At 65.5% G+C, this 26416-nt stretch carries 27 protein-coding genes; 17 read left to right on the top strand and 10 right to left on the bottom strand.

Going from position 1 to position 26416, the window contains the following annotated elements; translation table 11 throughout:
- Window positions 1-2 precede the first annotated feature (2 nt).
- The 3 genes from DJ029_RS09705 to DJ029_RS09695 all read right to left on the bottom strand — a co-directional run bounded on the left by DJ029_RS09705 (window position 3) and on the right by DJ029_RS09695 (window position 2778).
- Window positions 3-815, bottom strand: coding sequence for a CE1 family esterase (locus DJ029_RS09705; protein WP_157966333.1), 813 nt, complete (start codon window positions 813-815; stop codon window positions 3-5).
- Between the two features lie 103 nt (window positions 816-918).
- Window positions 919-1194, bottom strand: a complete 276-nt coding sequence (locus DJ029_RS09700; RefSeq protein WP_198671112.1) for an acylphosphatase — start codon at window positions 1192-1194, stop codon at window positions 919-921.
- Between the two features lie 102 nt (window positions 1195-1296).
- Window positions 1297-2778 (bottom strand): hypothetical protein, encoded by a 1482-nt coding sequence (locus DJ029_RS09695; protein ID WP_112322232.1) that lies wholly within the window; start codon window positions 2776-2778, stop codon window positions 1297-1299.
- A gap of 34 nt (window positions 2779-2812) precedes the next feature.
- On the opposite strand from DJ029_RS09695, the gene lepA reads away from it, so the two are divergent.
- Together lepA and DJ029_RS09685 are read left to right on the top strand one after the other, a co-directional pair.
- Window positions 2813-4612, top strand: coding sequence for a translation elongation factor 4 (gene lepA, locus DJ029_RS09690; protein ID WP_112322231.1), 1800 nt, complete (start codon window positions 2813-2815; stop codon window positions 4610-4612).
- Window positions 4613-5123: 511 nt separating this feature from the next.
- On the top strand, window positions 5124-5603 hold the full coding sequence (locus DJ029_RS09685; protein WP_157966332.1) for a hypothetical protein: 480 nt from the start codon (window positions 5124-5126) through the stop codon (window positions 5601-5603).
- Between the two features lie 337 nt (window positions 5604-5940).
- Here DJ029_RS09685 and DJ029_RS09680 read toward each other — a convergent pair whose 3' ends face one another.
- From DJ029_RS09680 to DJ029_RS09670, 3 genes are all read right to left on the bottom strand, one after another.
- The gene (locus DJ029_RS09680) at window positions 5941-6249 is read right to left on the bottom strand and encodes a c-type cytochrome (protein ID WP_112322229.1); all 309 of its coding nucleotides are present in this window, start codon (window positions 6247-6249) and stop codon (window positions 5941-5943) included.
- Between the two features lie 109 nt (window positions 6250-6358).
- A complete protein-coding gene (locus tag DJ029_RS09675; RefSeq protein WP_112322228.1) occupies window positions 6359-6694 on the bottom strand; it encodes a c-type cytochrome in 336 nt (111 codons plus the stop codon).
- Window positions 6695-6716: 22 nt separating this feature from the next.
- Window positions 6717-6992, bottom strand: a complete 276-nt coding sequence (locus DJ029_RS09670; RefSeq protein WP_112322227.1) for a hypothetical protein — start codon at window positions 6990-6992, stop codon at window positions 6717-6719.
- Window positions 6993-7144: 152 nt separating this feature from the next.
- On the opposite strand from DJ029_RS09670, the gene DJ029_RS09665 reads away from it, so the two are divergent.
- Together DJ029_RS09665 and DJ029_RS09660 are read left to right on the top strand one after the other, a co-directional pair.
- Window positions 7145-7561 (top strand): universal stress protein, encoded by a 417-nt coding sequence (locus tag DJ029_RS09665; RefSeq protein ID WP_112322226.1) that lies wholly within the window; start codon window positions 7145-7147, stop codon window positions 7559-7561.
- 39 nt (window positions 7562-7600) lie between these two features.
- Window positions 7601-7786 carry a hypothetical protein gene (locus DJ029_RS09660; protein ID WP_112322225.1) on the top strand — a complete coding sequence of 62 codons (186 nt, stop codon included), beginning with the start codon at window positions 7601-7603 and terminating at the stop codon, window positions 7784-7786.
- A 290-nt stretch (window positions 7787-8076) separates the two neighbouring features.
- On the opposite strand, the gene DJ029_RS09655 is transcribed toward DJ029_RS09660, so the two are convergent.
- The 3 genes from DJ029_RS09655 to DJ029_RS09645 all read right to left on the bottom strand — a co-directional run bounded on the left by DJ029_RS09655 (window position 8077) and on the right by DJ029_RS09645 (window position 12543).
- Window positions 8077-8829 carry an HpcH/HpaI aldolase family protein gene (locus DJ029_RS09655; RefSeq protein ID WP_112322224.1) on the bottom strand — a complete coding sequence of 251 codons (753 nt, stop codon included), beginning with the start codon at window positions 8827-8829 and terminating at the stop codon, window positions 8077-8079.
- 108 nt (window positions 8830-8937) lie between these two features.
- Window positions 8938-9822: an NAD(P)-dependent oxidoreductase gene (locus DJ029_RS09650; RefSeq protein WP_112322223.1), complete on the bottom strand. Its 885-nt coding sequence runs from the start codon at window positions 9820-9822 to the stop codon at window positions 8938-8940.
- Between the two features lie 84 nt (window positions 9823-9906).
- Entirely contained in the window at window positions 9907-12543 is a 2637-nt protein-coding gene (locus DJ029_RS09645; protein WP_157966331.1) for a tetratricopeptide repeat protein, read from the bottom strand.
- Between the two features lie 213 nt (window positions 12544-12756).
- On the opposite strand from DJ029_RS09645, the gene DJ029_RS09640 reads away from it, so the two are divergent.
- The 10 genes from DJ029_RS09640 (at window position 12757) to yihA (ending at window position 23740) form a co-directional block, all read left to right on the top strand.
- Entirely contained in the window at window positions 12757-13263 is a 507-nt protein-coding gene (locus DJ029_RS09640) for a TRAP transporter small permease subunit (protein ID WP_112322221.1), read from the top strand.
- Window positions 13264-13338: 75 nt separating this feature from the next.
- On the top strand, window positions 13339-14661 hold the full coding sequence (locus DJ029_RS09635) for a TRAP transporter large permease (protein WP_112322220.1): 1323 nt from the start codon (window positions 13339-13341) through the stop codon (window positions 14659-14661).
- Window positions 14662-14733: 72 nt separating this feature from the next.
- Window positions 14734-15768, top strand: coding sequence for a TRAP transporter substrate-binding protein (locus tag DJ029_RS09630; RefSeq protein WP_112322219.1), 1035 nt, complete (start codon window positions 14734-14736; stop codon window positions 15766-15768).
- Window positions 15769-15877: 109 nt separating this feature from the next.
- Window positions 15878-17248: a glutamine synthetase family protein gene (locus DJ029_RS09625; RefSeq protein WP_112322218.1), complete on the top strand. Its 1371-nt coding sequence runs from the start codon at window positions 15878-15880 to the stop codon at window positions 17246-17248.
- Between the two features lie 33 nt (window positions 17249-17281).
- Entirely contained in the window at window positions 17282-18655 is a 1374-nt protein-coding gene (locus DJ029_RS09620; RefSeq protein ID WP_112322217.1) for an aldehyde dehydrogenase family protein, read from the top strand.
- Window positions 18656-18658: 3 nt separating this feature from the next.
- A complete protein-coding gene (locus DJ029_RS09615) occupies window positions 18659-19804 on the top strand; it encodes an iron-containing alcohol dehydrogenase (protein ID WP_112322216.1) in 1146 nt (381 codons plus the stop codon).
- A gap of 97 nt (window positions 19805-19901) precedes the next feature.
- Entirely contained in the window at window positions 19902-21725 is a 1824-nt protein-coding gene (gene yidC, locus DJ029_RS09610) for a membrane protein insertase YidC (RefSeq protein ID WP_112322215.1), read from the top strand.
- 1 nt (window position 21726) lies between these two features.
- Window positions 21727-22458 carry an MOSC domain-containing protein gene (locus DJ029_RS09605; protein WP_112322214.1) on the top strand — a complete coding sequence of 244 codons (732 nt, stop codon included), beginning with the start codon at window positions 21727-21729 and terminating at the stop codon, window positions 22456-22458.
- Window positions 22455-23096 carry a CatB-related O-acetyltransferase gene (locus tag DJ029_RS09600; RefSeq protein ID WP_112322213.1) on the top strand — a complete coding sequence of 214 codons (642 nt, stop codon included), beginning with the start codon at window positions 22455-22457 and terminating at the stop codon, window positions 23094-23096. Before DJ029_RS09605 ends, DJ029_RS09600 begins: the two co-directional genes overlap by 4 nt.
- Complete coding sequence (gene yihA, locus DJ029_RS09595) at window positions 23093-23740, top strand: ribosome biogenesis GTP-binding protein YihA/YsxC (protein WP_112322212.1); 648 nt, start codon at window positions 23093-23095, stop codon at window positions 23738-23740. The genes DJ029_RS09600 and yihA overlap by 4 nt, the downstream gene beginning before the upstream one ends.
- 12 nt (window positions 23741-23752) lie before the next feature.
- Here the strand turns inward: yihA and DJ029_RS09590 are convergent, their stop codons facing one another.
- The gene (locus tag DJ029_RS09590; RefSeq protein ID WP_112322211.1) at window positions 23753-24292 is read right to left on the bottom strand and encodes a hypothetical protein; all 540 of its coding nucleotides are present in this window, start codon (window positions 24290-24292) and stop codon (window positions 23753-23755) included.
- Window positions 24293-24402: 110 nt separating this feature from the next.
- Here DJ029_RS09590 and argB point away from each other — a divergent pair, with 110 nt between their 5' ends.
- Genes argB through DJ029_RS09575 form a run of 3 tightly spaced genes read left to right on the top strand, consistent with a single transcriptional unit; the run spans window position 24403 to window position 26411 of the window.
- Window positions 24403-25260, top strand: a complete 858-nt coding sequence (gene argB, locus DJ029_RS09585) for an acetylglutamate kinase (protein ID WP_112322537.1) — start codon at window positions 24403-24405, stop codon at window positions 25258-25260.
- 6 nt (window positions 25261-25266) lie between these two features.
- Complete coding sequence (locus tag DJ029_RS09580; protein ID WP_232823032.1) at window positions 25267-25911, top strand: ferredoxin; 645 nt, start codon at window positions 25267-25269, stop codon at window positions 25909-25911.
- Window positions 25908-26411 carry a SixA phosphatase family protein gene (locus DJ029_RS09575; RefSeq protein WP_112322210.1) on the top strand — a complete coding sequence of 168 codons (504 nt, stop codon included), beginning with the start codon at window positions 25908-25910 and terminating at the stop codon, window positions 26409-26411. The genes DJ029_RS09580 and DJ029_RS09575 overlap by 4 nt, the downstream gene beginning before the upstream one ends.
- Window positions 26412-26416: the final 5 nt, after the last annotated feature.

The following is a 26416-nucleotide window of genomic DNA, read 5'->3' as shown; positions in this document are numbered from 1 at the left end:
GCTCAGCGCCCCTCGAAGAAGCGCCGCGCGGCCTGCGCCCAGCCCTGCGGCAGCCCGTGGCCTCCGTCGTGCAGGCAGAATTTCACCGGCGCACCCGCGCAACCCGACCAGTCGCGGCACCAGAGCGCCTCTCTCAGGGTGATGTCATCAGGGCGACTGGTACAGCCGTTCGCGGCCCGGATCAGGGCGAGGCTCTCGAACACGTCGCCCTGGTGCCAGTCGCCGACGCCGCGCCCCTCAAGCGGGACGATCCGGTCAGAAAAGCCGTGGATCTGCAACAGCGGGACCGGGCCGCCCGGGCAGACCTCCGGCACGGGGCGGCGCAAGGCCCCCGCGACCGAGGCGACGCCCGCGAAGCGTTTCCCCGCGTAGCAGCCCATCATCCAGGCCATCGACCCGCCGGCGGAAAACCCCGTGGCATAGATCCGCGCCCGGTCCACGTTCAGCCGCGCTGCCACATCCTCCAGCACCGCAAGGGTGAAGGCGACATCGTCGCGCGCCCCGCCCCCCGGCCGCGCCGGCCAGGCCCGCGCGCCGTTCGCCCGCCGCGCCCCGTTCGGCCCGACGATCACGTACCCCTGGTCGAGAAACGCCCGCCCCAGCCCCGAGGAGCGAAAGATCGTCGCCCCCGAGGACCGGTAGCCGTGAAAGAACACCACGACCGGCATCGCACCGCCCCTGTCCCACCCCTCCGGCAGGCGCAGGTTGTACTCGCCGCCCGCGACCGCGCAGGGGGCATCCGGGCCACAGGGCGCGTCGGCGCGGGCAAGAAACGGGCTGAGCATGAGCAGCAGGCAGATCAGGTATCGGTGCATGAGCGCTGTCCGAATGGAGTCACGGCCCATGGTGCCCCAATTCCGCCCCGCTGCCCAGCCTCGGGCGCGGATGGACGTGCCACGCCCTTCAATCGGACCCCGCTCAGCGACGGACCGCGAAGCCGCCCGGCACGGGCCCCTCCGCCGCCTCGCACTCCACCTCCCTGACCTTGGCCGCCGGCGGCCCCCGCCACAAACGCTCCACCATGGCAGAGACTTGCGCGTCCTCTCCCGAAATCAGCGCGAGAACCGACCCGTCCGTGGCGTTGCAAACCCACCCCGACAGGCCCAACGCCTCCGCCTGCTGCTTCGTCCAGCCACGAAACCAGACGCCCTGAACCCGGCCGGTGATGCGGATGCGAAGGGTTGTGGTGGTCATGGAGAGCATCCCCTTTTTTTGAATATTATGTGACGCCTATGCCCCGCGGGCAATCGTTCTGCCCCGACGCATATGGATCGCGCCGGGATGAGATGCCTACCCTTAGCCGCCACCAAGTATCCGCACGAACCAGGCCAATAATGACCCGGCAGCCTTGATAGCTGTCGTGACCTTGGTCGCTTTGTCATAGTCTTCGCCCAACTTTTCGAGGCGACGCGACAACTCACCCAAGGCTTCCCAGCTTCGCGATACAAGCGCGCCACCACTATAGAGCGCGTCTAGCCGCTCCGCCGGATCGGCGGGGCCAAGGGCGCGCGCACTATCCGGCGCATCCCGGCCCGCGCGCAACACCTTGGCGCTGTCGATCAGGGCGGCCTTCATACCGCCCTTGGAGACATCAGCCACAGCGTCAAAGGCCTCTGCGATATCCTGCGTATCCTCGACTCGCAGTTCATCGATTCGCAGCTGCATCCGGGCGGAAACCGAGGCCCGCACCACGTCATCCGCCGCACGAATATCGTCCGCCCCGTTCACCAGCGCGCTACTCAGTGCGCCAACGCGGTCATCTCCCTGTATTTCACAGCGCTCCACCAACCCCCTCAGTTGCCCCGCTGACAACAGGAATTCATCATGCATCCACTGCGGATTGCCAGCGTACTGCCCGAACGCGTCATCCAGACGTTCGAATACCGGCGCGGCAAAGACATAGCTCTGAGGCAGTACACCGTCGGGCCGCATCTTGCGCATGGTATAGCGCACCCGCTCCAGCCCTGTCGAATAAAGCGCCGCGTTTGCCATTGGCACGGGGCGCGCGACAAGGAGTTGTGAATCTTCCTCTATTTCGACCGTCATCGCGTACGGGGTTCGCGCCTTTACATAGTCGGCTTCGATCCCTGCAATGATCTCGGCGATATGCCCCGCGCCCTTTTGCCACTCCCCTTCCGGGATCAGCGCCACGTCGCGCTGCAATGCCCAGTTCATGGGGCGGCCTCTAAGAACCCCGTCGTACCACGCGCGCCAGAACTGAAAGGCTTCACCCAAACCACTGTCTTCAGTATACGCCCAGATTGCATCCAACTGCGCTTCTGCCTTCGTCGGAACACTGATCCATACTGGCTTGGGCAGAACCGTTTGCGGATCAGAACGCGCGAGCAGTTCAATATCATGCCTCACGGCGTCCAACCGCTCGGCTGGCAGATAGGCCGTACCCCCAACGAGCCCCGCCAAATCGACCCCATCGCCGGACCTTTCCCGCGCCAGGACCAAACACTCGACCAAGTCCATCAGCGGACCGACACCGTTCGTCTGATCAGTAGGAATATTCACTTGGTCAAGGCGCCGCCGTATTTCATCGTCCGTAGAATGCCCGTAAACGGTTAGCAGCATTGCAAGGCGGAACGTGGTCAGAAGCGTTTGCTCGGCGTCGCTTCCGTCAGCGACACGTAAACCGGTGCCACTGCGATGGGCAACATCCGGCAACACCCGCAGACAGGACCTTGCCGCCAGAATTACTTTTTGCCGATGCGAGGCCGCATCAATGAAATCAGACGTTACCGTTTCGAATTCGACTCTGGTAATCGCCATTGACCAATCCCTTAAACCAAATCATATCCCAACCATGACCGACCTCGCACATATCCGCAATTTCTCCATCGTCGCGCATATCGACCATGGCAAATCCACGCTTGCCGACCGGCTGATCCAGTCAACCGGGACGGTGCTTGACCGTGACATGAAGGAACAGCTGCTCGACAGCATGGATATCGAGCGGGAACGCGGCATCACCATCAAGGCGCAGACCGTGCGCATCGACTACACGGCCAAGGACGGGGAAACCTATGTCCTGAACCTGATCGACACGCCGGGGCACGTGGACTTCGCTTACGAGGTCTCCCGCTCCATGCGCGCGGTCGAGGGCTCGCTGCTGGTGGTCGACGCCTCACAAGGGGTTGAGGCGCAGACGCTCGCGAACGTCTACCAGGCGATCGACGCCAACCATGAAATCGTGCCGGTGCTGAACAAGATCGACCTGCCCGCGGCCGAGCCCGAGCGCGTGAAGGAACAGATCGAGGACGTGATCGGGATCGACGCCTCGGAAGCGGTGGAAATCTCGGCCAAGACGGGGCTTGGCATTCCGGACGTGCTGGAAGCCATCGTCACCCGCCTGCCGTCGCCCAAGGGCGACCCCGACGCGCCGCTGAAGGCGATGCTGGTGGACAGCTGGTACGACGCCTACCTCGGTGTTGTCGTCCTGGTGCGCATCATTGACGGGCGGCTGAAAAAGGGCGACCGGATCAAGATGATGAACACCGGCGCGCTCTACCCCGTGGACCGGGTCGGCGTGTTCCGCCCGCCCATGGTGCTGGTGGATTCGCTGGGACCGGGGGAGATTGGCTTCCTCACCGCCTCCATCAAGCAGGTGCGCGACACCAAGGTGGGCGACACGATCACGCTTGAGAAGAAGGGCTGCGAAAAGCCGCTGCCGGGCTTCCAGCCCTCGGTTCCCGTGGTCTTCTGCGGGTTGTTCCCCGTGGACGCCGCCGAGTTCGAGGACCTGCGCAGCGCGATCGAGAAGCTGCAGCTGAACGACGCAAGCTTCTCGGCCGAGATGGAAACCTCAGCCGCGCTCGGCTTCGGCTTCCGCTGCGGGTTCCTCGGGCTACTTCACCTTGAGGTGATCCGCGACCGGCTGGAACGCGAGTACGACATCGACCTGATCACCACCGCGCCCTCGGTGATCTACCACGTCCACATGCGCGACGGAGAGGTGGTGGAACTGCACAACCCCGCCGACATGCCGGACCTGACCCATGTCGACCACGTGGAAGAACCGCGCATCAAGGCGACGATCCTGGTGCCGGACGAATACCTGGGCGACGTGCTGAAGCTCTGCCAGGACCGGCGCGGCGTGCAGATGGACCTGACCTACGCCGGCTCCCGCGCGATGGTGGTCTACGACCTGCCCCTGAACGAGGTGGTGTTCGACTTCTACGACCGCCTGAAATCCGTGACCAAGGGCTATGCCAGCTTCGACTACCAGATGATCGGCTATACCGAGGATCAGCTGGTCAAGATGCAGATTCTGGTGAACGACGAGCCGGTGGACGCCCTGTCCACCATGGTCCACCGCGCAAGGGCGGAGGCCCGCGGCCGCGCCATGGTGGAAAAGCTGAAGGAACTGATCCCCCAGCACATGTTCAAGATCCCGATCCAGGCCGCCGTCGGCGGGCGCATCATCGCGCGTGAGACACTGAGCGCCCTGCGCAAGGACGTGACGGCGAAATGCTACGGCGGTGACGTGACCCGGAAGAAGAAGCTGCTGGAAAAGCAGAAGGCGGGCAAGAAGAAGATGCGCCAGTTCGGCAAGGTCGAGATCCCGCAGGAAGCATTTATTAGCGCCTTGAAGATGGACAGCTAAGGCTGTCCATCTTCAAGGCGAGTGGGAGAAAGCTTTTGGCGCAAGCCAAACGCATGCCCACGGGGTGGGTATGCATGTGTGGCTTTGGCGGCTTTGAATTTAGATAAAATTTAGGGACTTATCCCTAAACTTATGCGGGCGCCATGATTTGAAATTTGACTAATCCTGCTTGCATACATACCGTCAAAATGTTTGACGGAGGATTTGATGCCAGACGAAGAAATCACGCACCCGCTGCCCGTACGGGATGCGGCGGATGTCCCAACATTTCTAGTCGACGGGATAAGAGGCATGGCTGTCCACGATGGGGTAGTCAGTTTGAATATGACACGGACGACATTCGGAACCCCAGGTGGAGAGGTAGAAGGGGCATTCGAGAACACCATATTCAGAATGGCATTGCCGTTCCCGGCGTTTATTCGATTTGCACAGTACTTCGAAGACCAACTTAAAAGACTGGAAAATGATGGTCACCTTACTAGGCTGACAGAAGAAACTACGGGAGGCGTAGATGACGGCTCCCCTTAGGACTGACTCATCAGGTTCGGGATCAGCGGAGATCCACGATTTTGATGCTACGCGACGAGTTCAAGCGAAAAGCCAGTATTACGGCGGCGGTTCAGGTGGCGGAGGGCCGACAGTGGATACACACACAAAAGACTATGTGGATGCCAATATGCGCGCTGTGAAGGCTGAAAACAGCGCAAACTTCGCGCGACTTGAGGCGAAAATTGATGGTATTACGCCTGGAGCGTCGTGGCAGCAGATTGCGGGCATTGCGGCGGTCACTCTCGGCATTGTCTTCTCTATTCTTGCATATGCGAGTGACCGTTTCGATGGCGGCATTTCCGCAAATGGCTTGCTCGACTCATATCGCCAAGAACAACAGCAACGCGATCAGTCTCAAGACGTGCGACTTGACCGCATTTTGAAAGCACTGGAGGCGCAAAGCGTCCAACCACAGGGACGCACGCAAGAAGGGCAAGATTGATAGCCCTATGGTAGAGCGTGAAGCGAAACCAGCGAGCAATTGAAGGGCGCGCATTCAGAACACCCCCACGGCCAGCACAAAGGCGCGCAATAAACGCGCACCCTACCCCCCCCAGAGCTGCGCATCTCCGGCGCGCGCGGTGGCGATTCGACGCCAGCTCAACACACTTTATCCCGGCTACCCCGATCAACCCCAACCACCGCACAAACCCCGGCCAATCGCCGCCGCGTGGGGGCGCGCCCCTCTCGGCGGATTGGCACTGCCAATCCGTCTGCCGGGCAACGGGCGATGCGCGGCGGGGCTGACGCCCCTTGATTCCGCACGCGCTACGACCCCCTCACTCCAACGAACGGATATAGGCGACCAGCGCCTCCACCTCGTCCGGGAACATCACTTCGGCGTAGAACGGCATCGACGCGTGGGCCGGTGGGGACCAGATGCGCGCGCGGATCTGGGCGTCATCCCTGTAGCGTGCGATCGCCCAGAAGCTGGGCGGGTAGTCCTTCATCACGCCGCTCTCGCCCACGCCGTGGCATTCCGAGCAGATCGTCTCGGCCAGTTCGCGGCCGCGCTCCACCGGGTCGACGGGTTGGGCGGCCAGCGGGCCGCCGGCCAGCAGCAGGCAAAGGGTCAATCGCATTCGCATCGGGCAGGTCTCCTATCCTGGGTCGGGGCTGCCCTTGGGCGGGCCCGGGCGCGTCGGGGGTGCCCTTTCGGGCAAGGCGCGCTCCACCAGAGCGTTTCCCCGATGCGCCTCACTCCTCCAACGATAGAATATACGCGACGAGGTCGTCCACCTCGTCGGGCCACAGCAGGGCGCTGAACTGGGGCATGCTGGCGTGCCAGGGCGGGAAGTAGATGCGGCTGCGGATCTGCTCAGCATCGCGGAAGATGGCGATGGCGGCGAAGCTGGGCGGGTACTCCTTGAACGCGCCGCCCCGCTCGATGTCGTGGCAGTCGGTGCAGTATTCCTCGGCCAGCGAGCGGCCGGCGGTCGGGTCGCCCTCGGACTGGGCGGTGGCCAGCGCCGGGGCAAGGACGAGGGTCAGCGCCAGCAGGCGGGCGGGGATCGGGCGGGTGATCGGTGTCATGGGGAACTCTCCTTCCTCTAGGTCAATCCGCGCCGCGCGCCGCGTCGGGGTGGTCTGCCATGAAGTGGCGCAGGGCCAGGAACAGCTGGCGGGCGTGGTCCAGATCGTCGCGGTGCAGCGCCTCGCGGATATCCTCGCAGATCATCGCCTGGATCTCGGCCGGGCCGCCGCGCCGGTTCAGCATGACGTTCGCCAGCGCCGCCGCGGGGGCCAGGTCCATGTGCTCATGCTCGCCGATGGCGGCCACTTCCTCGGCCGTCAGGTCGGTCATGCCGATGATGTCGTCGATGCTGATCACGGCGGTATCCTCGCTTCCCGCAGTACAGCACCGATCGCGGGGGGCCCGGTTGATCCGCGTCAATCGAGCAGGCACGGTGGGGGCGGCGGTTGATTCACATCAAGGCCGCTCAAGGGGAGGCACGCCATCCTCCCGTGAAAATGGAGGAGTGAATGTACCGCAAGATCATGGTCCCCGTGGACCTCGCCCATATCGAAGAGATGAGCAAATCGATCAAGGTCGCCCTGGATATGGCCAGGGATCACAAGGCCGAGGTGGTGTTCGTGGGTGTCACCGACACGTCCCCCGGCGCCAGCGCCCACTCGCCCGAGGAGTTCCGCGCAAAGCTGCACGGCCTTGCGGTCGTGGAATCCGCGATCGAGCATGTGAAGGTCAGTGACCACGTGGTGATTTCCCACGATCCGGGCGTCGAGTTGGCGCGCAAGCTTGTCGACTCGATCGACGATGTGGGCGCGGACCTGGTGGTGATGTCCACCCACAAGCCGGGCGGGATCGCGCATATGTTCTCACCCTCGAACGGGGGGTACGTGGCGACACATGCGAAGATCTCGGTCTACCTGGTGCGCTGACGGCGTGCGATACGCGGCGCGTGCGGGGCGGACAGCCCCATGAACCGCCCGTTTCTGATCCTGGTCGCGCTGATTGCCGCCTATGCCGCCTACGCGCAATACGGTGACCGCCTGCCGCGTGCAGGCGGCGGGGCGTTGCTGGACTCCGACGGGCGCGCCCCGCCTGCCGCACCGGCGATTGTCAGCGGCGGGGCCGAGGCGGCAGCGCAAAAGCTGGCCGACTGAGGGCGAAGCACGCCGCCACCTCCGCAGGTGGCGCTGCCTGGTGCTGGGTTCACAGGATGTAGGTTAGGCAACAACATATGCCATATTCTGGCCCCACTACCCCCTTATAAGGCGCATTCATCAGGAATTTGAATGGGCTGGCGCTGCCAGCGAACAGTAACGAGGCAGGTTGCGTACGGGACCAAGCGTTCGAGTTGTGTCGGTACACGTCCTTTTCGAAACGTCCCCCGGCTAGGGGGCGTTATTCTTTTGGCGGCACTGCGCACATAAAGGCCGACGGCCCCCCGGTGTTAGCGCGTCAGATCCCTCGCCCCGGCGACCGCCGCCTTGAGGCGCAGCACGTCGAAGCCGCCGAGAATACGATACCCCCGCGCGAACAGGGCCTTCGCGGCGGCGGCATCCGCCACCGGCCCACCGCCGAGCGCGACGCCATGGGCGGCCACCGCCGCCTCGATCCGGGCGAGGGCCGCGGTGAAACGGGGGGCGGCGAAATCGCCAAAGCAACCCAGGGCCGTGCTCAGGTCGTACTGCGCGACGACGAGGGCATCCACCCCCTCGACCGCGGCGATGTCCTCGATCTGCTCCACCGCCTCGGCGGTTTCGATCAGCAGGATCGTCACGATCCTGTCGCCGAAGGTGGCCGCGTAGTCCATCAGCGGCACGTCCCAGCGGGAATGGGCCAGGAACGCACCCCAACCGCGCACCCCTTCGGGCGGATAGCGGGTCATGGCGACACAGGCGCGCGCATCCTCGGCCGATCTGATCAGGGGGAAGACGATCCCCTCCGCCCCCATGTCGAGCGCGGGTTTGACGTGGGCTGTGTCGCATTCCACCACCCGCACGAGCGGCGCACAGTCCGTGCCCTTCGTGGCCGCGATCATCGCATGCAGGGCCTCGCGCCCGACGGCGCCGTGTTCCTGGTCGATCACCACGATATCCGCGCCTGCGGCGGCGATCGCCTGCGTGACGACCGGAGACGGAATCGTGTTGAATTCCATGCTCAGGCGCAGGGCGGGATCGGCGAGCTTTTCCTTCAGCTTCATGGCAGTCCCACGGCTCGGGTTGCACTCACACGTGTTCCTGCGCCGGATACGTCGGCGCAGGGCCTTGGGGCCCGGCGGGGGCCCTTTGTTCGCATGGCGTGCGCCGGATCAGATATTCTCACCGGCCAAGACGCGCAGCCGCTGGATCAGGCTAGAGGTGTCCCAGCGCCCGCCGCCCAGCGCCTGCACGTCGGCGTAGAATTGGTCCACCAGCGCGGCCACCGGTAATGAGACGCCGATCTCTTTCGCGGTGTCCAGCGAAATGCCCAGGTCCTTGCGCATCCAGTCCACCGCGAAACCGAACTCGAACTCGCCGTCCATCATCGTTTCCGCACGGTTGGACAACTGCCACGAGCCGCCCGCCCCCTGCGCGACCAGCGCGGCGACCGCCTTGGCGTCCAGCCCCGCGCGGTCCGCGAAATACAGCGCCTCCGAGATGCCCTGGACGATCCCCGCGATGCAGATCTGGTTCGCCATCTTGGTCAGCTGACCAGCGCCCGCGTCCCCGAACCGGATGGCGGCCTTGGCGTAGGCGTCGATCACCGGGTGGGCGGCGGCGAAATCCTCTTCCGATCCGCCGCACATGATGGCCAGTTGTCCGTTCTCGGCCCCGGCCTGCCCGCCCGAGACGGGGGCGTCAACGAAACCGAAGCCCTTGTCGCGCCCGGCCGCGGCGATTTCCCGCGCCACCTTGGCCGAGGCCGTCGTGTGGTCGACCAGGATCGCCCCGCTGTGCATGCCGGCGAAAGCGCCCTCGTCGCCGTAGATGACGGACCGCAGGTCGTCATCGTTGCCGACGCAGGACATCACGAAATCGCAGCCCTGCGCCGCCGCCGCCGGGGTTTCGGCATAGGCGCCGCCATGTTCCTTCGCCCAGGCCTCCGCCTTGGAGAGGGTGCGGTTGTAGACGGTCACCTCGTGGCCAGCCGCCTTCAGATGCCCCGCCATGGGATAGCCCATGACCCCCATGCCCAGAAATGCAACCTTCACCATCGCCTGTCCTCCCCTTGGCGCGCAGATGCGCTGTGCTTTCACGCGACATACCATGCGGGAAGGGCTTGCACAGCCCCCCGAACATCAGGGGGCTGCTTTCTTCAACGCATCCAGTCCCTTGCGGGCCGCCAGCAGCCCAGGATTCACCTCAAGGGCGCGCTGGAAATCAAGGCGCGCCAGCCCCCGTGCGCCAGCGGCGGAGCGCGCCCGCGCTCGGGCCAGGTGGCTTTCCGCCGCCGCGGGATGCGCCGCCTCCATCTGCTGCGCCCAGTCCACCGCTTGCACCGCATCGCCGCGATCGGCCTCGTAAGCGACGGCCTTTTCCAGCAGCTCGGGGCTGGCATCGCCCACCGTCGAGGCGAACAGCAGCGCGTAGAGCGCGCGGATCCTGCTGCAATCCCTGTCCGGATGCAGGCCATTCACAAGCCGGTTGACGATATGGGGCGGCACCGGCGCCACCTTGCCCAGCGCTATGGCCGCTGCCGCCGCCGCGTCGAAACGCTTCAGCCGCAGCAGCGCCAACATGCGAAAACGAAGCAGGACCGGGTCCGCAGGCGCACGCTTCAACACCCGCCCGAGGAAGGCGTCCGCTTGTTCGAGCTTGTCATGTTGCATCAGGAACGACGCCAGGCGCCGGCGCGGCGCCTCCAGCCCGGCGACGGCGTGGAAGTCCTTCGCCAGAAGGGCATCCATTTCCTCCTGCAGTCCATTTGCATGCAGCGCCTTGATAAGCGCGACCGTCGCGCGGGCGCGGTGCATCTGCCGCTCGTAGGGTTGCGCATTGTGATGCGTGCCATGGGCGTATTGCACCCGCGCAAGGCTGAGCGCGCAGGCCTCATGATGCGCGGCGTGCTCGTCCTGCCCCATTTCCCGGTAGAGGGACGCGAGCGCCAACTGGCGTTCGCTGTTGGTGGGTCGCCCGAGCAGCGACATCCGCGTCGCGTCCAACACCTCTTCCATGCTGCCGGTCTGCCTGAGGAACGCGGCATACTGGCTCCACATCACGACGTCCTTGTGAACCTCCAGACCCAGGTATTCCGCGGCATGGCAGCGCCCGATATGCGCGCATTGCGCCCCGAGAACGGCCACTTCCGAGGCCAGGCAGCCCGGCGCCTTGCTGGCGGCAATCGCCGCCTCGAAGGCGCGGCGCGCCCCGGCCGGGTCGCTCACCTTCAGCCGCTCGGCGATGAACAGGTGGTATCCGGCACGGTCCGGATGGACGGCGATTGCCGCCGCCATATGAGCCATGGCGGCCTCGGGCTTTGAATCGCGCAAGCACCAGGCCAGCAGGGCGTCGCAAGCCGCCTGGTACGCCGCGCCGACCCCGGCCCGGTAGCGCCGGATAAGCGGCGCGGCCTGCTCGGGCCGGCCGACCCCGTCGTAGCGCATGGCCACGACGGACAGGACGAAGTACAGCTGCGCGCCCTTTGCGCCGCGAAGCGCGCGTTCGCTGAATTGCGCCGCGACCTCAGCCTGCGCCGGGTCGAGCGAGGCCAGGTGCGAGCGGTGCACCCAGTAATGCGGCCCGCCCCGCGCCTCCGCCGCGGCGGGATCGCGGGGCTCCATCCGGCAATGCGCCGTCTGCTGGAACGCGTCGTCCGCATCCTCTTGCACCGGGGTTTCGATCCATCCCGCATCCGGTGAAGGGAAGGCCGCGTCCATGGCGCGGCGTAGGGCCGGGATCTCGGACAGGGGGGCGTCCTCCTCCGGGCTGTCGGTGCGCCGGGTGGTCGTGTTGTTGGAGACGTGAAGATCCCAGTCCGTGTTGATCGCCCGGAAATGACCGAAGGCGAAATCGGCGCTTTCCGCCATCGGCGCGGCCCCGATGACACGATGCGCCGTCCATTGAGCGTCGGCGGGCAGCTTGGCGGGCACCAGCGCCCACTTCGGCTCGCACATGGTGGGGAAACGCTCCGATGTGTCGCGCTGCGCGAAGGCCACGTGGCGCACGGCATCGGTGCGCCCGTCGGACACCGCCTCGACCCACAGCCCTAGCGCCTCAACATAGCCCGCGGGGGCCTCGGCCAGCACGTCGCACAGGCGCGCGCCGCTTTCGGAATAGATCAGCTCGTCGACATCGGCATTGATGACCATCGCCGCCTCGGGAAACAGGCGGCGGCGGGCATGCTCGAACATGCCGCGCTGGCAATAATCGCTCTCAGCCAGGTAAAGCGTTCCGGGCCTGCGGTGGTCGTTGGGTCCATAACGGAACGGCCAGTCGATGACGGCGAAGGCCTCGAGCCCCTCCACCCCGGCAAGCGCCTCGGCAATCTGCGCCCGGGTGGTCCGGGTGGAATCGTTATCATAGATCACCGCCGTGTCCGCGCCGTGCACCCGAACGTAGTACTGCGCCCAATCCCGGATCCAGGCCAGGTCGTTGTCCTTTGACAGGGTGAACACCACCTTGCGCCCGGCGAAATCCTCGCGGACCGAGGGTTGCGGCACGATCGACTGCTCCGCGACACCTGCAATGCGCAGGCGCAACGCCTCGCTGCCCTCGGGCACGCGGAAGCGCAGAAGGTCGTGCATGATTCGGGGGATTCGCTCGGGATCGATTCGCTGGCCCGAGGGTTCTGCGATCACCTCCCAGGAATAATCCTCGGCCAGGTTCAGCGCGGGGGGGCAGCTTGCCTCCCACACAAGGGGATCCTCGGTCCTGAAAAGATCGAAAAACAGGGTGGAGTCATCGAACCGCTCGTCGAAATCGCTGTAGCGCAACACCGGATCACGTACCGGGCGTCTACGCACTTCGGATGACTCGGACAGGGACCAAGACGACAGGCCTACTTCAATACACGTAGTACTCATTCAAAATCTTTCCGGCGCGACCAGCGCCTTGCACTAAATACACAACCAACCGCGCCAAACCCGGCACGGAACCCTTACGACACGCAGGCGTTGACAAGGCAAAACTTGCCAGCGCTTTATGGGCTCATGCCGAGCGTAGTCATAAAATATGTACAAATTGTGGAAGCAATCAATTACCGCCTTGGCCGGGTGGTGATGTATGTCATCTTTGCGATGATCGGCGTGCTGCTCTGGTCGTCGATTTCCAAGACGTTTTTCCTGCCATCGCTCTGGACGCTGGAGACCGCGCAGTTCCTGATGGTGGCCTACTACATCCTCGGCGGCCCCTACTCGATGCAGCTCGGCTCGAACGTGCGGATGGACCTGTTCTACGGCGAATGGACACCGCGCCAGAAAGCCTGGGTCGACGCCTTCACCATCTTCTTCCTGATCTTCTTCCTCGGCGTCCTGCTCTGGGGCGGCATCAATTCCACCGCCTACTCCCTGGAATACGCAGAGCGCAGCCCAACCGCCTGGCGCCCCTACATGTGGCCGATCAAGATCGTCATGATCGTCGGCATCTTCCTGATGCTGCTGCAGGCCACCGTCGAGTTCCTGCGCGACATCGCCCGGATCAGGGGACTCACTCTTTGATCACTTTGCTCCAAGAAATACTCCCGCCGGAGGCTCCCGTCGCGGCCCCGCGCGCCGCCGCCTGAAAGTCGCACCATGTCCTACGAGATGATCGCCGTCCTGATGTTCAGCTCTATGATGCTGATGCTCATGACCGGCCAGCGCGTGTTCGGAGCCATCGGCGCGGTGGCGGCGGCGGGGGCGGTGTTCCTCTACGGCACGGGGGGCGTGGACATCCCCTTCTCGGCCGCCATGAAGCTGATGAAATGGTATCCGCTGCTGACGCTGCCGATGTTCATCTTCATGGGCTACGTGCTGAGCGAAAGCCGCATCGCGGACGACCTCTACAAGATGTTCCACGTCTGGATGGGCCCGATCAACGGCGGGCTGGCCATCGGGACCATCGGGCTGATGGTACTGATCTCTGCGATGAACGGGCTGAGCGTGGCGGGCATGGCGATCGGCGCGACCATCGCCCTGCCGGAACTGCTCAAACGCGGCTATGACAAGCGGATGGTCACCGGGGTAATCCAGGCCGGATCCAGCCTCGGAATCCTGGTGCCGCCATCGGTGGTGCTGGTGCTCTACGCGATGATCGCGCGCCAGCCGGTGGGCCAGCTGTGGCTGGCGGGCGTGTTTCCGGGGCTGATGATGGCGGGGCTCTTCGTCATCTACATCTGGCTGCGCTGCCGCATCAATCCCGCCCTCGGCCCCGCCCTGCCGAAGGAGGAGCGCAACGTGCCGATGGCGGAAAAGCTGCGCCTTCTGCGCGCCGGTCTGCTGCCGCTGGCGATTTTCGCCACGATGATGGTGCCCTTCGTGAACGGCTGGACCTCGCTGGTGGAAAGCTCGGCCATCGGGGCGATGACGGCCTTCCTCGCGGCGGTGCTGAAACGCCGCATGACCCGCGAGGTGTTCGAGAATTCGGTCCGAAACACGCTTGGCATCAGCTGCATGTTCATGTGGATCATCCTTGCCGCGCTCGGCTTCGGCGCGGTGTTCGACGGGCTCGGGGCCGCGCGCGCGATCGAGGACCTGTTCGTCGACCAGCTGGGCCTGAACCCCTGGGTCATCCTGATCATGATGCAGCTCAGCTTCCTGATCATGGGCACCTTTCTAGACGATACCGCAATGCTGGTCATCGTGGCCCCGCTTTACGTGCCCCTGGTGCGGATCCTGGAATTCGACCTGATCTGGTACGGCGTGCTCTACACGATCACCACCCAGATCGCCTACATGACGCCGCCTTTCGGCTACAACCTGTTCCTGATGCGCGCCATGGCCCCGAAGGAGGTCACGCTCGGCGACATCTACCGTTCCATCGTGCCATTCGTCGGCATCATGATCCTTGCTTTGACGCTTGTGATGGCGTTCCCTGAGATTGCCTTGTGGCTGCCAAATTACGTTTACGGCAAATGAATTGAGGGCAATGAGAGCCTCCGCGAAAGGGGGCCGGTCCGAGCACCCAGTGAAACCGACAAGGAGATTCCGATGACAACCAGACGCAAGTTTCTGACCGCGGGGGCCGCCACGGGCGCCGCCGCGCTCGCCGCACCCGCCGTTCACGCGCAGGACCAGATCAAATGGCGCATGCAGACCTATGCCGGGCCGGCCCTGGCAGAGCATGTGATCAAGCCCGCGATCGACATGTTCAACAAGATCGCCGGCGACCGTATGCAGATCGAACTGTTCTTCGCCGACCAGCTGGTGCCCACGGGCGAATTGTTCCGCGCCATGCAGCGCGGCACCATCGACGCGGTGCAGTCGGATGACGATTCGATGGCCTCCCCGACCGAGGTGACGGTCTTCGGCGGCTACTTCCCCTTCGCCTCGCGCTACTCGCTCGACGTGCCGGTGCTGTTCAACCAGTACGGGCTGAAGGACATCTGGGAAGAGGAATACGCCAAGGTCGGGATCCAGCACATCTCGGCCGGGGCCTGGGATCCCTGCCACTTCGCTACCAAGGACCCGATCAACAGCCTCGCGGATCTTCAGGGCAAGCGGGTGTTCACCTTCCCCACCGCGGGGCGGTTCCTCAGCCAGTTCGGCGTTGTCCCCGTCACCCTGCCGTGGGAGGATATCGAGGTCGCGGTCCAGACCGGCGAACTGGACGGCGTCGCCTGGTCCGGCATCACCGAGGATTACACCGTCGGCTGGGCCGATGTGACCAACTACTTCCTGACCAACAACATCTCCGGCGCCTGGGCGGGGTCCTTCTTCGCCAACATGGACCGCTGGAACGAACTGCCAGAGGATCTGCAAACCCTGTTCCGGGTGTGCTGCGACCAATCCCACTACTACCGCCAGTGGTGGTACTGGGGCGGCGAGGCGTCCTTGCGCGTCAACGGCACCAAGATGCAGCTGACCACCATTCCGGACGCGGAATGGGCCACGGTCGAAGCCGCCGCCCGCGTTTTCTGGGACGAAATCGCCGCCGAGTCCGAGACGAAGGCGAAGGTCGTCAGCATCATCAAGCAGTACAACGCCGACATGGAAAAAGCCGGCCGGCCCTACCGCTACACCTGAGGTCAGGGCCCGCGCGGGGGCTGCGCCCGCAACCCCTTCGCGCTCATGACCGCGACCGGCCCCGCACGGGGCCGGTCTCCGCTAACTTCTCGTTCCCGCAGGTGACCCGATGACTGCCCCCCTGACCATAGAAGCCCTGAATGCCGCCGTCGCCGACGATGAAATCGACACGGTGATCATGGCCCAGACCGACATGCAGGGCCGCCTGATGGGCAAGCGATTCCACGCGCGCCACTTCCTCGACTCCGCCGTGCACGAAACCCATTCCTGCAACTACCTGCTGACCGTCGACATGGAAATGGAGCCGGTGGAGGGCTACAAGTCCGCCTCCTGGGCGCAGGGCTATGGCGACTACATGATGAAGCCGGACCTCTACACCCTGCGCCGCCTGCCCTGGGCGCCGGGCACGGCGCTGGTGCTCTGCGATGTCCTCGACCACGCCGGGAAAGAGGAAATCGCCATCTCGCCCCGCGCAATCCTGAAAAAGCAGCTCCGCCGCCTGTCCGAGCGTGGGCTGACCGCGATGATGGCTTCGGAACTGGAATTCTACCTTTTCGCGGAAAGCTTCGAACAGGCCCACGCCAAGGGCTATCGCGGCCTCACCCCGATCAGCGCCTACAACGAGGACTACCACATCTTCCAGACCGCCAAGGAAGAGGACGTGATGCGCACCCTGCGCAACGGGCTCTACGGTGCGGGCATCCCCGTCGAATGCTCCAAGGGCGAGGCATGGGCCGGGCAGGAAGAGATCAACGTGCGCTACGCCGATGCGCTGACCGCCGCCGACAACCACGTGCTGACCAAGCACGCCACGAAGGAAATCGCCTGGAACCAGGGGCGCGCCGTGACCTTCATGGCGAAATACGATTATGACGCCGCCGGCTCGTCGAGCCACATCCACCAGAGCCTCTGGTCGGTGGACGGCAAGACGCCCGCCTTCCTCGACAAGGACGGGCCGCTCGGCATGTCGGACATGATGAAATCCTACGTCGCGGGCCTGTTGACCCATGCGCCCGAGGTGACGCTGTTCCTGGCGCCCAACATCAACTCCTACAAGCGGTTCGTTGCGGGCACCTTCGCGCCGACAAAGGCGGTCTGGTCCCCCGACAACCGCACCGCCGGCTTCCGCCTGGTGGGCGAGCACAGCAAGGCCATAAGGATCGAGAACCGAATCGGTGGCGCGGACCTGAACCCCTACCTGGCCTTCGCCTCGCAGATCGCCGCCGGACTGGCCGGGATCGACGCCGGGCTTGAGCTGGAACCCGCCTTCGAGGGGGACGCCTACAGCGCTGAAAAGCTGCGCGAAATCCCCGCCACCCTGCGCGCGGCGGCGGCCCTGGCAGATGGCTCGGACATGCTGCGCGCGGCGATGGGCGACACGGTGGTTGACCACTACGTGCACGCCGCGCAATGGGAGCAGACGGAATACGACCGCCGCGTGACCGACTGGGAAGTCGGGCGCGGATTCGAGCGGGGCTGAGCAGCGCCGCCACGCCAATTTCAGGGGGCATCCATGACGACATTACAGTGCATTTCTCCGATCGATAGCAGCGTATTCGCCGAGCGGACCTGCGCGACCGCTCCCGAAGCGGGCGCGATGATCGCCCGCGCCCGCGCCGCGCAGAAGGCATGGGCCGCGCGCCCGCTGGAAGACCGCGTCGCCCTGGTGCGCGCCGGCGTCGCTGCCCTTGGCGCCATGGGGGACGAGGTGGTGACCGAGATCGCCCGGATGATGGGCCGCCCGGTGCGCTACGGAGGAGAGTTCGGCGGCGTGAACGAGCGTGCGTCCTACATGGCCGACATCGCGGCAGAGGCGCTGGCCCCCATCGTCGCCGAGGACTCCGCCAGCTTCGAGCGCCGGATCGAGCGTGAGCCCCACGGGTTGGTGCTGGTGATCGCGCCCTGGAACTACCCCTACCTGACCGCCATCAACACCGTCGCCCCGGCGCTGATCGCGGGCAACGCGGTGATCCTGAAACACGCCACGCAAACCCTGCTGGCGGGTGAGCGGATGGTCGCGGCCTTCACCTCTGCCGGGGTGCCTGCCGAGGTGTTCCAGAACATCTTCCTCGACCATACCACGACCGAGGATCTGCTGGCCGCGAAAGCCTTCGATTTCGTGAACTTCACCGGCTCGGTCGCGGCGGGGCGGCGGATCGAACGCGCCGCGGCGGGCACCTTCACGCCGCTGGGGCTGGAGCTGGGCGGCAAGGACCCCGGCTACGTGATGGAGGATGCGGACCTCGACGCCGCCGTCGAGACGCTGATCGACGGCGCGATGTTCAACTCCGGCCAGTGCTGCTGCGGGATCGAGCGGATTTATGTCCACGAAAGCCTGTTCGACGCCTTCGTCGAAAAGGCGGTGGCGCTGGTCAAGGGCTACAAGCTGGGCGATCCACTGGACCCCGACACCACGATCGGCCCCATGGCCAACGCCCGTTTCGCAGCACAGGTGCGCGCGCAGATCGACGCGGCGGTGGCCGCCGGGGCGACGGCCCATATCCCCACCTTCGCGGCGGATGACGTCGGTTGTTACCTGACGCCGCAGATCCTGACCGGCGTCGATCACTCGATGGAAGTCATGCGCGAGGAAAGCTTCGGCCCAGTCGTCGGTATCATGCCCGTCAGCTCGGACGCCGAGGCGATCAGCCTGATGAACGACAGCCCCTACGGGCTGACTGCCGCGCTCTGGACGACGGACGCGGCGCGCGCGGCGGTAATCGGCGCGCAGATCGATACAGGCACCGTGTTCATGAACCGCTGCGACTACCTTGACCCCGCGCTGTGCTGGACCGGCTGCAAGGACACCGGGCGCGGCGCGGCCCTGTCGGTGCTTGGTTTCCACGCGCTGACGCGCCCCAAATCCTATCACCTGAAGAAAGCCTGAGCCATGAGCCTGACCGCAAACTGGTCCTACCCCACCGCGATCCGCTTCGGCGCGGGGCGCATCGCCGAACTCGGCGCCGCCTGCATCGAGGCGGGCATCACCAACCCCTTGCTCGTCACCGACCGGGGCCTTGCCGCCCTGCCCGTGGCCCAGACCGCGCTGGACCAGATGGACGCCGCGGGCCTCGGCCGCGCGATCTTCTCGGAGGTGGACCCGAACCCCACCGACGTGAACATGGAGGCGGGGATCAAGGCCTATCGCGAGGGTGGCCACGACGGGGTGATCGCCTTCGGCGGCGGCTCGGGGCTGGACCTCGGCAAGATGGTCGCCTTCATGGCCGGGCAGACCCGGCCCGTCTGGGATTTCGAGGATGTGGGCGACTGGTGGACCCGTGCCAACGCCGACGCCATCGCGCCCATCGTGGCGGTGCCCACGACAGCGGGGACCGGCTCGGAAGTGGGGCGCGCCAGCGTGATCACGAATTCCGCCGACCACGTGAAGAAGGTGATCTTCCACCCCAAGGTCCTGCCCACGATCGTCATCATGGACCCCGAATTGACCGTCGGCATGCCCGCCCCGATCACCGCCGGGACGGGGATGGACGCGCTTGCCCATTGCCTCGAGGCGTATTGCTCGCCCTTCTTCCACCCCATGAGCCAGGGCATCGCGCTGGAGGGGATGCGCCTGTGCAAGGAATACCTGCCCCGCGCCTTCGCCGACGGCACAGATATCGAGGCCCGCGGCCAGATGATGGCCGCCGCCGCCATGGGCGCGGTGGCGTTCCAGAAGGGGCTGGGCGGAATCCACGCGATCAGCCACCCCGTTGGCGCGCTTTACAACACCCATCACGGCACCACCAACGCCGTGGTGATGCCCATGGTGCTGAGCATGAACCGCCCCGCGGTGGAGGAACGCCTGTCCCGCGCCGCCGACTATCTTGGCCTGAAAGGCGGCTTCGAGGGATTCCATGCCTACGTGCTGGAACTGCGTGAAACCCTTGGCATTCCGGCCAACCTGACCGCGCTCGGCGTCAGCGACCCGGACCTCGATACGCTTGTACGCATGGCGCTGGCCGATCCCACCGCCGGGGGCAACCCGGTTCCGATGACGAAGGAAAACACGCGCGCGCTGATCCAGGCCTGCCTGTGACATAAGGGGGGCAGTGCGCCCTGCCCCCTTGACCTTTGCCGCCCATACCTGTTGAACCCTGCCAACAGTTTTCCCCGCATGTCAGGCTGATTGATTAATGGACGACCAGAACAAGAACCTGATCCTCGCCACCGCGCTGAGCTTCCTCGTGATCCTCGTGTGGTTCGTGATGTTCCCGCCCCCCACGCCGCAGGACGCGCCACTGACCACGGTGGCCGAGGATGGTACCGTCGTGGCAACGCCCCCCGTCGCCGGCAGCGCAGAGATCGCCGCCCCGGGCGCTGAGCTGGCTGTGCCCGGCCAGGCGCGCGCCACGGCAATCGGCGAAACCGAGCGGGTGAAGATCGAAACGCCGCGAGTCGCGGGCAGCCTGTCGCTGACCGGCGGGCGGATCGACGACCTGCAACTGCTCGACTACCGCGTGTCGCTGGACGAGGGCGCGGACGTCGTCACCCTGCTGTCGCCCGCCGGATCCCCCAACGCCTATTACGCGCTGCACGGCTGGGTCGGCGCCGCCGGCCTGCCGCCTGAGGCAGTACCGGGGCCACGCACCCCCTGGCAGGTGGAAAGCGGTGAAACGCTTACCGCCGAGCAGCCCGTCACGCTGGTCTGGGACAACGGCGCTGGCCTGATCTTCCGCAAGAAGGTCTCGGTGGACGAGGATTACCTGTTCACCATCACCCAGTCGGTCGAAAATACCACGGACGCCGCCGTCCGCCTGTCGCCCTACGGTATCATCGCCCGCGAGGGTGAGCCCGAGCAGGAGAATTTTTTCGTCCTGCACGAGGGCCTTGTCCAGTTCGCCGACGGCGAGCTGATCGAGGAAGACTACGGCGACATGCGCGACTACGAAGCGAATGCCGCGGAACGTGGCACCGCAGAGCGCCGCGACGTGCTTGAGAACGGCTGGATCGGCTTCACCGATCACTACTGGATGACCACCCTGATGGCGAAACCGGGCACCGGTTTCACCGCCGTCGCCAAGCACCTGACCCAGGCCGACATCTACCAGACGGACATGCGCCTGCCCGCACTGGACGTGGCCCCTGGCCAGTCCGCCGAGGACGTCACCTATTTCTTCGCCGGTGCGAAGGAAGCCGAAGTGATCAGCGCTTACGAGGAAGACTTGGGCTTCGCGAAGTTCATCGATTCCATCGACTGGGGCTGGTTCTATTTCCTGACCAAGCCGATCTTCTGGGCGCTGCACTACCTGAACCTGTGGATCGGCAACATGGGCTTCGCGATCATCGGGCTGACGCTGGCGATCAAGGCGCTGCTGTTCCCGCTGGCCTACAAGTCCTACGTCTCGATGTCGAAGATGAAGAAGCTTCAGCCCGAGATGGAGAAGATCAAGGAGCGCGCCGGAGACGACCGCATGAAGCTCCAACAGGAGATGATGGCCCTCTACAAGAAGGAAAAGGTGAACCCCGCTTCGGGCTGTCTGCCGATCCTGTTGCAGATCCCGATCTTCTTCTCGCTCTACAAGGTGATCTTCGTGACGCTTGAGCTGCGCCACGCGCCCTTCATCGGCTGGGTGAAGGACCTTTCCGCGCCCGACCCGAGCTCGATCCTGAACCTGTTCGGCCTGCTGCCCTTCGGCGTGCCCGAGGCCGACAGCCTGTTCGCCATCTTCTCGATCGGGGTGCTGCCCATCCTGATGGGGATCACGATGTGGATGCAGCAGAAGCTGAACCCCGCGCCGACCGATCCGACGCAGGCCATGATCTTCGCCTGGCTGCCCTGGGTGTTCATGTTCATGCTGGGCACCTTCGCCTCTGGCCTGGTGCTGTACTGGACGGCGAACAACATCATCACCTTCACGCAGCAGTACCTGATCATGCGCACCCAAGGGGTGAAGCCGGATGTGTTCGGCAACATCAAGTCCGGGCTGAAACGCAAGAAAACGGCCGAGAAGAAGTAGCATGTTGCGCCTGGCCCAGCTTTTCCGCCACCCGGTCAAGGGCATCGGGGTGGAAACGCTGGACCGGGCCAGCGTGACCCAAGGCCGGTGCCTGCCGCTCGACAGGGCGTGGGCACTGGCGCATGAAGCCGCGAAACCGGGAACCGGCTGGCGCAACTGCGCCAACTTCATCCGGGGCGCGAAGTCCCCCGCGCTGATGGCCGTCACCGTGACCAGTGATGGCGCCATCCTGACCTTCCGCCACCCAGACCGGCCCGCGTTGCGCGTCGATCCCGACGCCGATCCGCAGGCGCTGATCGACTGGGTGCGCCCGCTCTGCAATCCGGGGCGCGCCGCCCCTTCGGACCTGGTGAAGGTGGACGGCACGGCAATGACGGATTCCGACTACCCGTCGATCTCCATCCTGAACCTCGCCTCCTTGCGGGCGCTGTCGGACAAGGCCGGGCAGCCGCTGGACCCGCGGCGGTTCCGGAGCAACCTGTGGTTCGACGGTGGCGGCCCCTGGCAGGAGTTCGAATGGATCGGCCAAACGATCCACGTCGCCGGCATCCCCTTCGAGGTGACCGAGCGGATCACCCGCTGCACCGCCACCATGGCCAGCCCGGAAAGCGGCAAGGTGGACGTGGACACCCTGCGCCTGCTTCAGGACGGCTGGGGCCACCGGGATTTCGGCGTCTACGCCATTGCCCGGGGCGACGGCACGATCCGCATTGGCGACGAGGTGACAGAATGACAGGCCCGGACCCCGACACGCTCCACCCCATGCAGAGCTACAAGGGCACCACCTTCCTGCCCCCGCTGGCCAAGGGCCGCGCGAACGTCGAGGTGGGCGCCTACAGCTACTATGACGACCGCGACCAGACCGGCGACTTCTTCGATCGCAACGTGCTGCACCACTACGACTTCATCGGCGACCGGCTGGTGATCGGCCCGTTCTGCGCGCTGGCCTACGGCGTGCAAATCCACATGAACGGCGGCACCCATGCGATGGGCGGGTTTTCGACCTTTCCATTCAACATCTTCGGCGGCGGCTGGGAAGCGGGCTTCGATGCCGCCACCTGGACGGCAGAGCACCGGGGCGACACGGTGATCGGCCCCGACGTCTGGATCGGGACCGAGGCGAAGCTGATGCCGGGGCTCACCATCGGCGCGGGGGCCATCGTGGCGGCGCATTCCGTCGTGACCCGCGATGTCGCGCCCTATACGGTGGTCGCCGGCAACCCGGCGCGCGCGGTGAAGCAGCGCTTCGACGCCGCCACCATTGAACGGCTGCTGGACATCGCCTGGTGGACCTGGCCGGTAGACAAGCTGGGCCGCAACCTCAACGCCATCCGTGGCGCCGACCTTTCCGCGCTGGAGACCGCGACATGATTCAATTCCCCATTGCCGAAGCCCCCGATCCCCTGGCCGAGGAAGCGGGCCGCAAGCTGTTCGCCGGCACCTCGGACTTCCTGAAAGGCGTCGTCGCGATGGACGGCCTGCCCCCGGCAGACCGGGTGGAGGTCTGTTTCGCGGGCCGCTCGAACGTCGGGAAATCGACGCTGATCAACGCACTGACCGGGCGCAAGGCGCTGGCGCGCGCCTCCAACACGCCGGGGCGGACGCAGGAAATCAACTACTTCACGCTGGGCGATCTCTACCTCGTGGACCTGCCGGGCTACGGCTATGCCAATGCGCCGGTGCCGGTGGTTGAGAAGTGGCAGCGGCTGCTGAAATCCTACCTCCAGGGCCGCGCGACCCTGCGCCGGGCCTTCCTGCTGATCGACAGCCGCCATGGCGTGAAAGCCGTGGACGAGGAGATCATGTCCCTGCTCGATACCGCCGCCGTCACCTACCAGGTGGTGCTGACCAAGGCGGACAAGCCCAAGAAGGGCGACATGGACAAGATGCTGGCGCAGGTGCGCGGCGCGCTCACCAAGCACCCCGCCGCTTATCCTGAGCTGATCCTGACGTCATCGGAAACCGGTGACGGGCTGCCGACGCTGCGCGCCACCATCGCCGGGATGAGCGACTGAGCCCCCCCCCGATCAGGGGACCCGCGGCAACAGGTAGGCGCTTGCAAAGCCCAGTTCCCGCGCCAGCGCCAATGCGTTCTGCTGCGCGGGCGTCGTGTCCAGCGGACCAAGGAAGATGCGGCGGCCAAGCCCCTCGGCCCCTTTCACGCGAACCGGGTAGCCGAGGCCCTGAAAAGCGCGCTGCAGCGCCGCCTCTGAGCTGTTGCTGGTCACCGTCGCGACATGCACGTAGCGCGGCGGCGCCGCGTTGTCGGCCACGGGGCGGGCGAAGGCGGACAGGTCGCGCCCATCAAGCACCGGCATCTCCGCCGGGGTGGTGGTGCATCCGAACTGGCGCAGCGCGTTGCGCGCCGCCGTCCTGTCGTTCGCCAGCCCGGCACCGGTCACCGTCGGCTGCAAGACGCCCATGGAAAACGTCGGCTCGAACATCGCCGCCCGGTCATAGGCCTGGAACCTGTCCCGGCATTGATCCGCGCGGCTGGCATCACTGCCGCCGGGAACGGGCGCGCAGGCGCCAAGCACAATGGCGAGGAGAAGTAGCTTAAGCTTCATACAACGCTCCTTTTGGAGGATGCGGTTTCCCTGTAGCGCGATCCTTGTCAAATAGGTAGAAACGAACGGATTTCAGCCCGAGGACCATGATAATGGAGGAATCTGCCGCAATGAACCGCGATTGGATCGCCACAGCACGCACGTTGAGCGAAGCGCTGCCCTATCTTCAGCGCTACGATGGCGCCACCGTGGTGATCAAGCTCGGCGGGCACGCCATGGGCGATGACGAGGCGCTGACACGTTTCGCGCGCGACATCGTGCTGATGAAACAGTGCAACGTGCACCCCGTGCTGGTGCATGGCGGCGGGCCGATGATCAACGCGATGCTCGACCGGCTGAACATCGAAAGCCATTTCATCGGCGGCAAGCGCGTCACCGACGCCGCCGCGATCGAGGTGGTGGAGATGGTCCTCTCCGGCTCGGTCAACCGCCGCATCGTGCAGGCGATCAACGCCCAGGGCGGCAAGGCCGTGGGGCTTTCGGGCAAGGACGCCTCGCTGATCCAGTGCGAAAAGGCCCTCGGCCCGAACGGCGAGGACTTGGGCTTCGTCGGCGCGCCCTCCAAGGTGAACCCGTCGGTGCTGCGCACCTTCCTCGACAGCGACCTGATCCCCGTCGTCGCGCCGCTCGGCACCGGCGCTGGGGGCGAGACCTATAACATCAACGGCGATACCGCCGCCGGGGCCATCGCCGCCGCGCTGCATGCGGACCGGCTGCTGCTGCTGACCGACGTGGCGGGCGTGAAGAACGCCGAAGGCAAGGTCATGACCCAGATGACGGCGGATGACGTGCACCAGATGACGCAAAGCGGCGTGATCGCGGGCGGCATGATCCCCAAGACGGAAACCGCGCTCGCCGCGCTTGAGGGCGGTGCGCGGGCGGTGGTCATCCTTGACGGGCGCGCGCCCCATGCCTGCCTGCTGGAACTGTTCACCGAGCATGGCGCGGGCTCGCTGATCCGGGGCTGAACGCCGATGCCCGGGGACCTGGACACGATCGCCGGCTCACAGGGGCTGGTCCCCCTCGGCCATGCCGCGCCGGAGGCGGGGCTGCCTGCGGGCACGGGTCACCTCGTGTTGCTGGGGCCGGACGGCGGCGCGTTCTGGGCGGTGTTTCGCGCCAGCCCGGAGTATGGCGACGGCGCCCCGGACCCGTTGGACCGCTGGTCCAGTCGGGTGCTCGGGGGAATCGCGGACAGGCTCGGCGGGGTGGCGCTGTTGCCCTTTGGCGGGCCACCCTGGCATCCCTTCATCGCCTGGGCGCTGGCGACGGGCCGCTGCTTCCCCTCCCCCGTCGGGCTGCTTGTGCATGACCGGTTCGGCCTGATGGTATCGTTCCGCGGCGCGATCGCCCTGCCCGGACCGCCGCCGCCCCAGCCTGACGGCGCGTCCCCCTGTGAGAGCTGCACGGACAAGCCCTGCCTGGTCGCCTGCCCGCCACGGGCGATGACCGGCGCGGGCTATGACGTGGCCGCCTGCCATGACTTCATCGACACCACGGCCGGGGCGGATTGCCTGTCCGGCTGCCTGGTGCGCCGCGCCTGCCCGGTCGGGCAGGGCTTGCGTCCGGAGGCACAATCGGCCTTTCATATGGCAGCCTTCCATCGGAGCAGACCATGAAGACCCTTATCCTGATGCGCCACGCCAAGGCGGCGCCCCAACAGCACGACCAGCCGGACATCGACCGCCCCCTTGCACAGCGTGGGACGAGCGACGCTAAGGCGATCGGCGACTGGATCCGCAAGAAGGGCCTGGTGCCCGATATCGCCATCGTTTCCTCGGCTGAGCGCACCCAGCAAACCTGGGAAGCTCTGGGGCTCGAGGCCGAGACGCCGATGAAGTCCGCGTCCGAACTCTATGACGCCGTGCCGTCGACCTATCTTGGAATACTGTCCCGGCTGGACTGCGACACCGTGCTGATGATCGGCCACAACCCGACCGTGGCAACGCTGGCCGAACACCTGCTGCGCGACGTGGATGTGCCGCTGGATCTGACCGCCTACCCCACCGGCGCGACCATGGCGATCGCCTTCGAGGGGGACACATGGGACTCCGCCGTCAAGCTGCCGGGCAAGCTGGTGCACTGGGCGATCCCGCGCGAACTGTTCGAACAGGACTGACGCGG

Origin of the sequence: Oceanibium sediminis (assembly GCF_003265325.1) — a bacterium.
GTDB classification, from domain to species: Bacteria; Pseudomonadota; Alphaproteobacteria; order Rhodobacterales; family Rhodobacteraceae; genus Halovulum; species Halovulum sediminis.
Note: the sequence above shows the minus strand (reverse complement) of the source record. Positions and strands in the feature narration are given on the sequence as shown.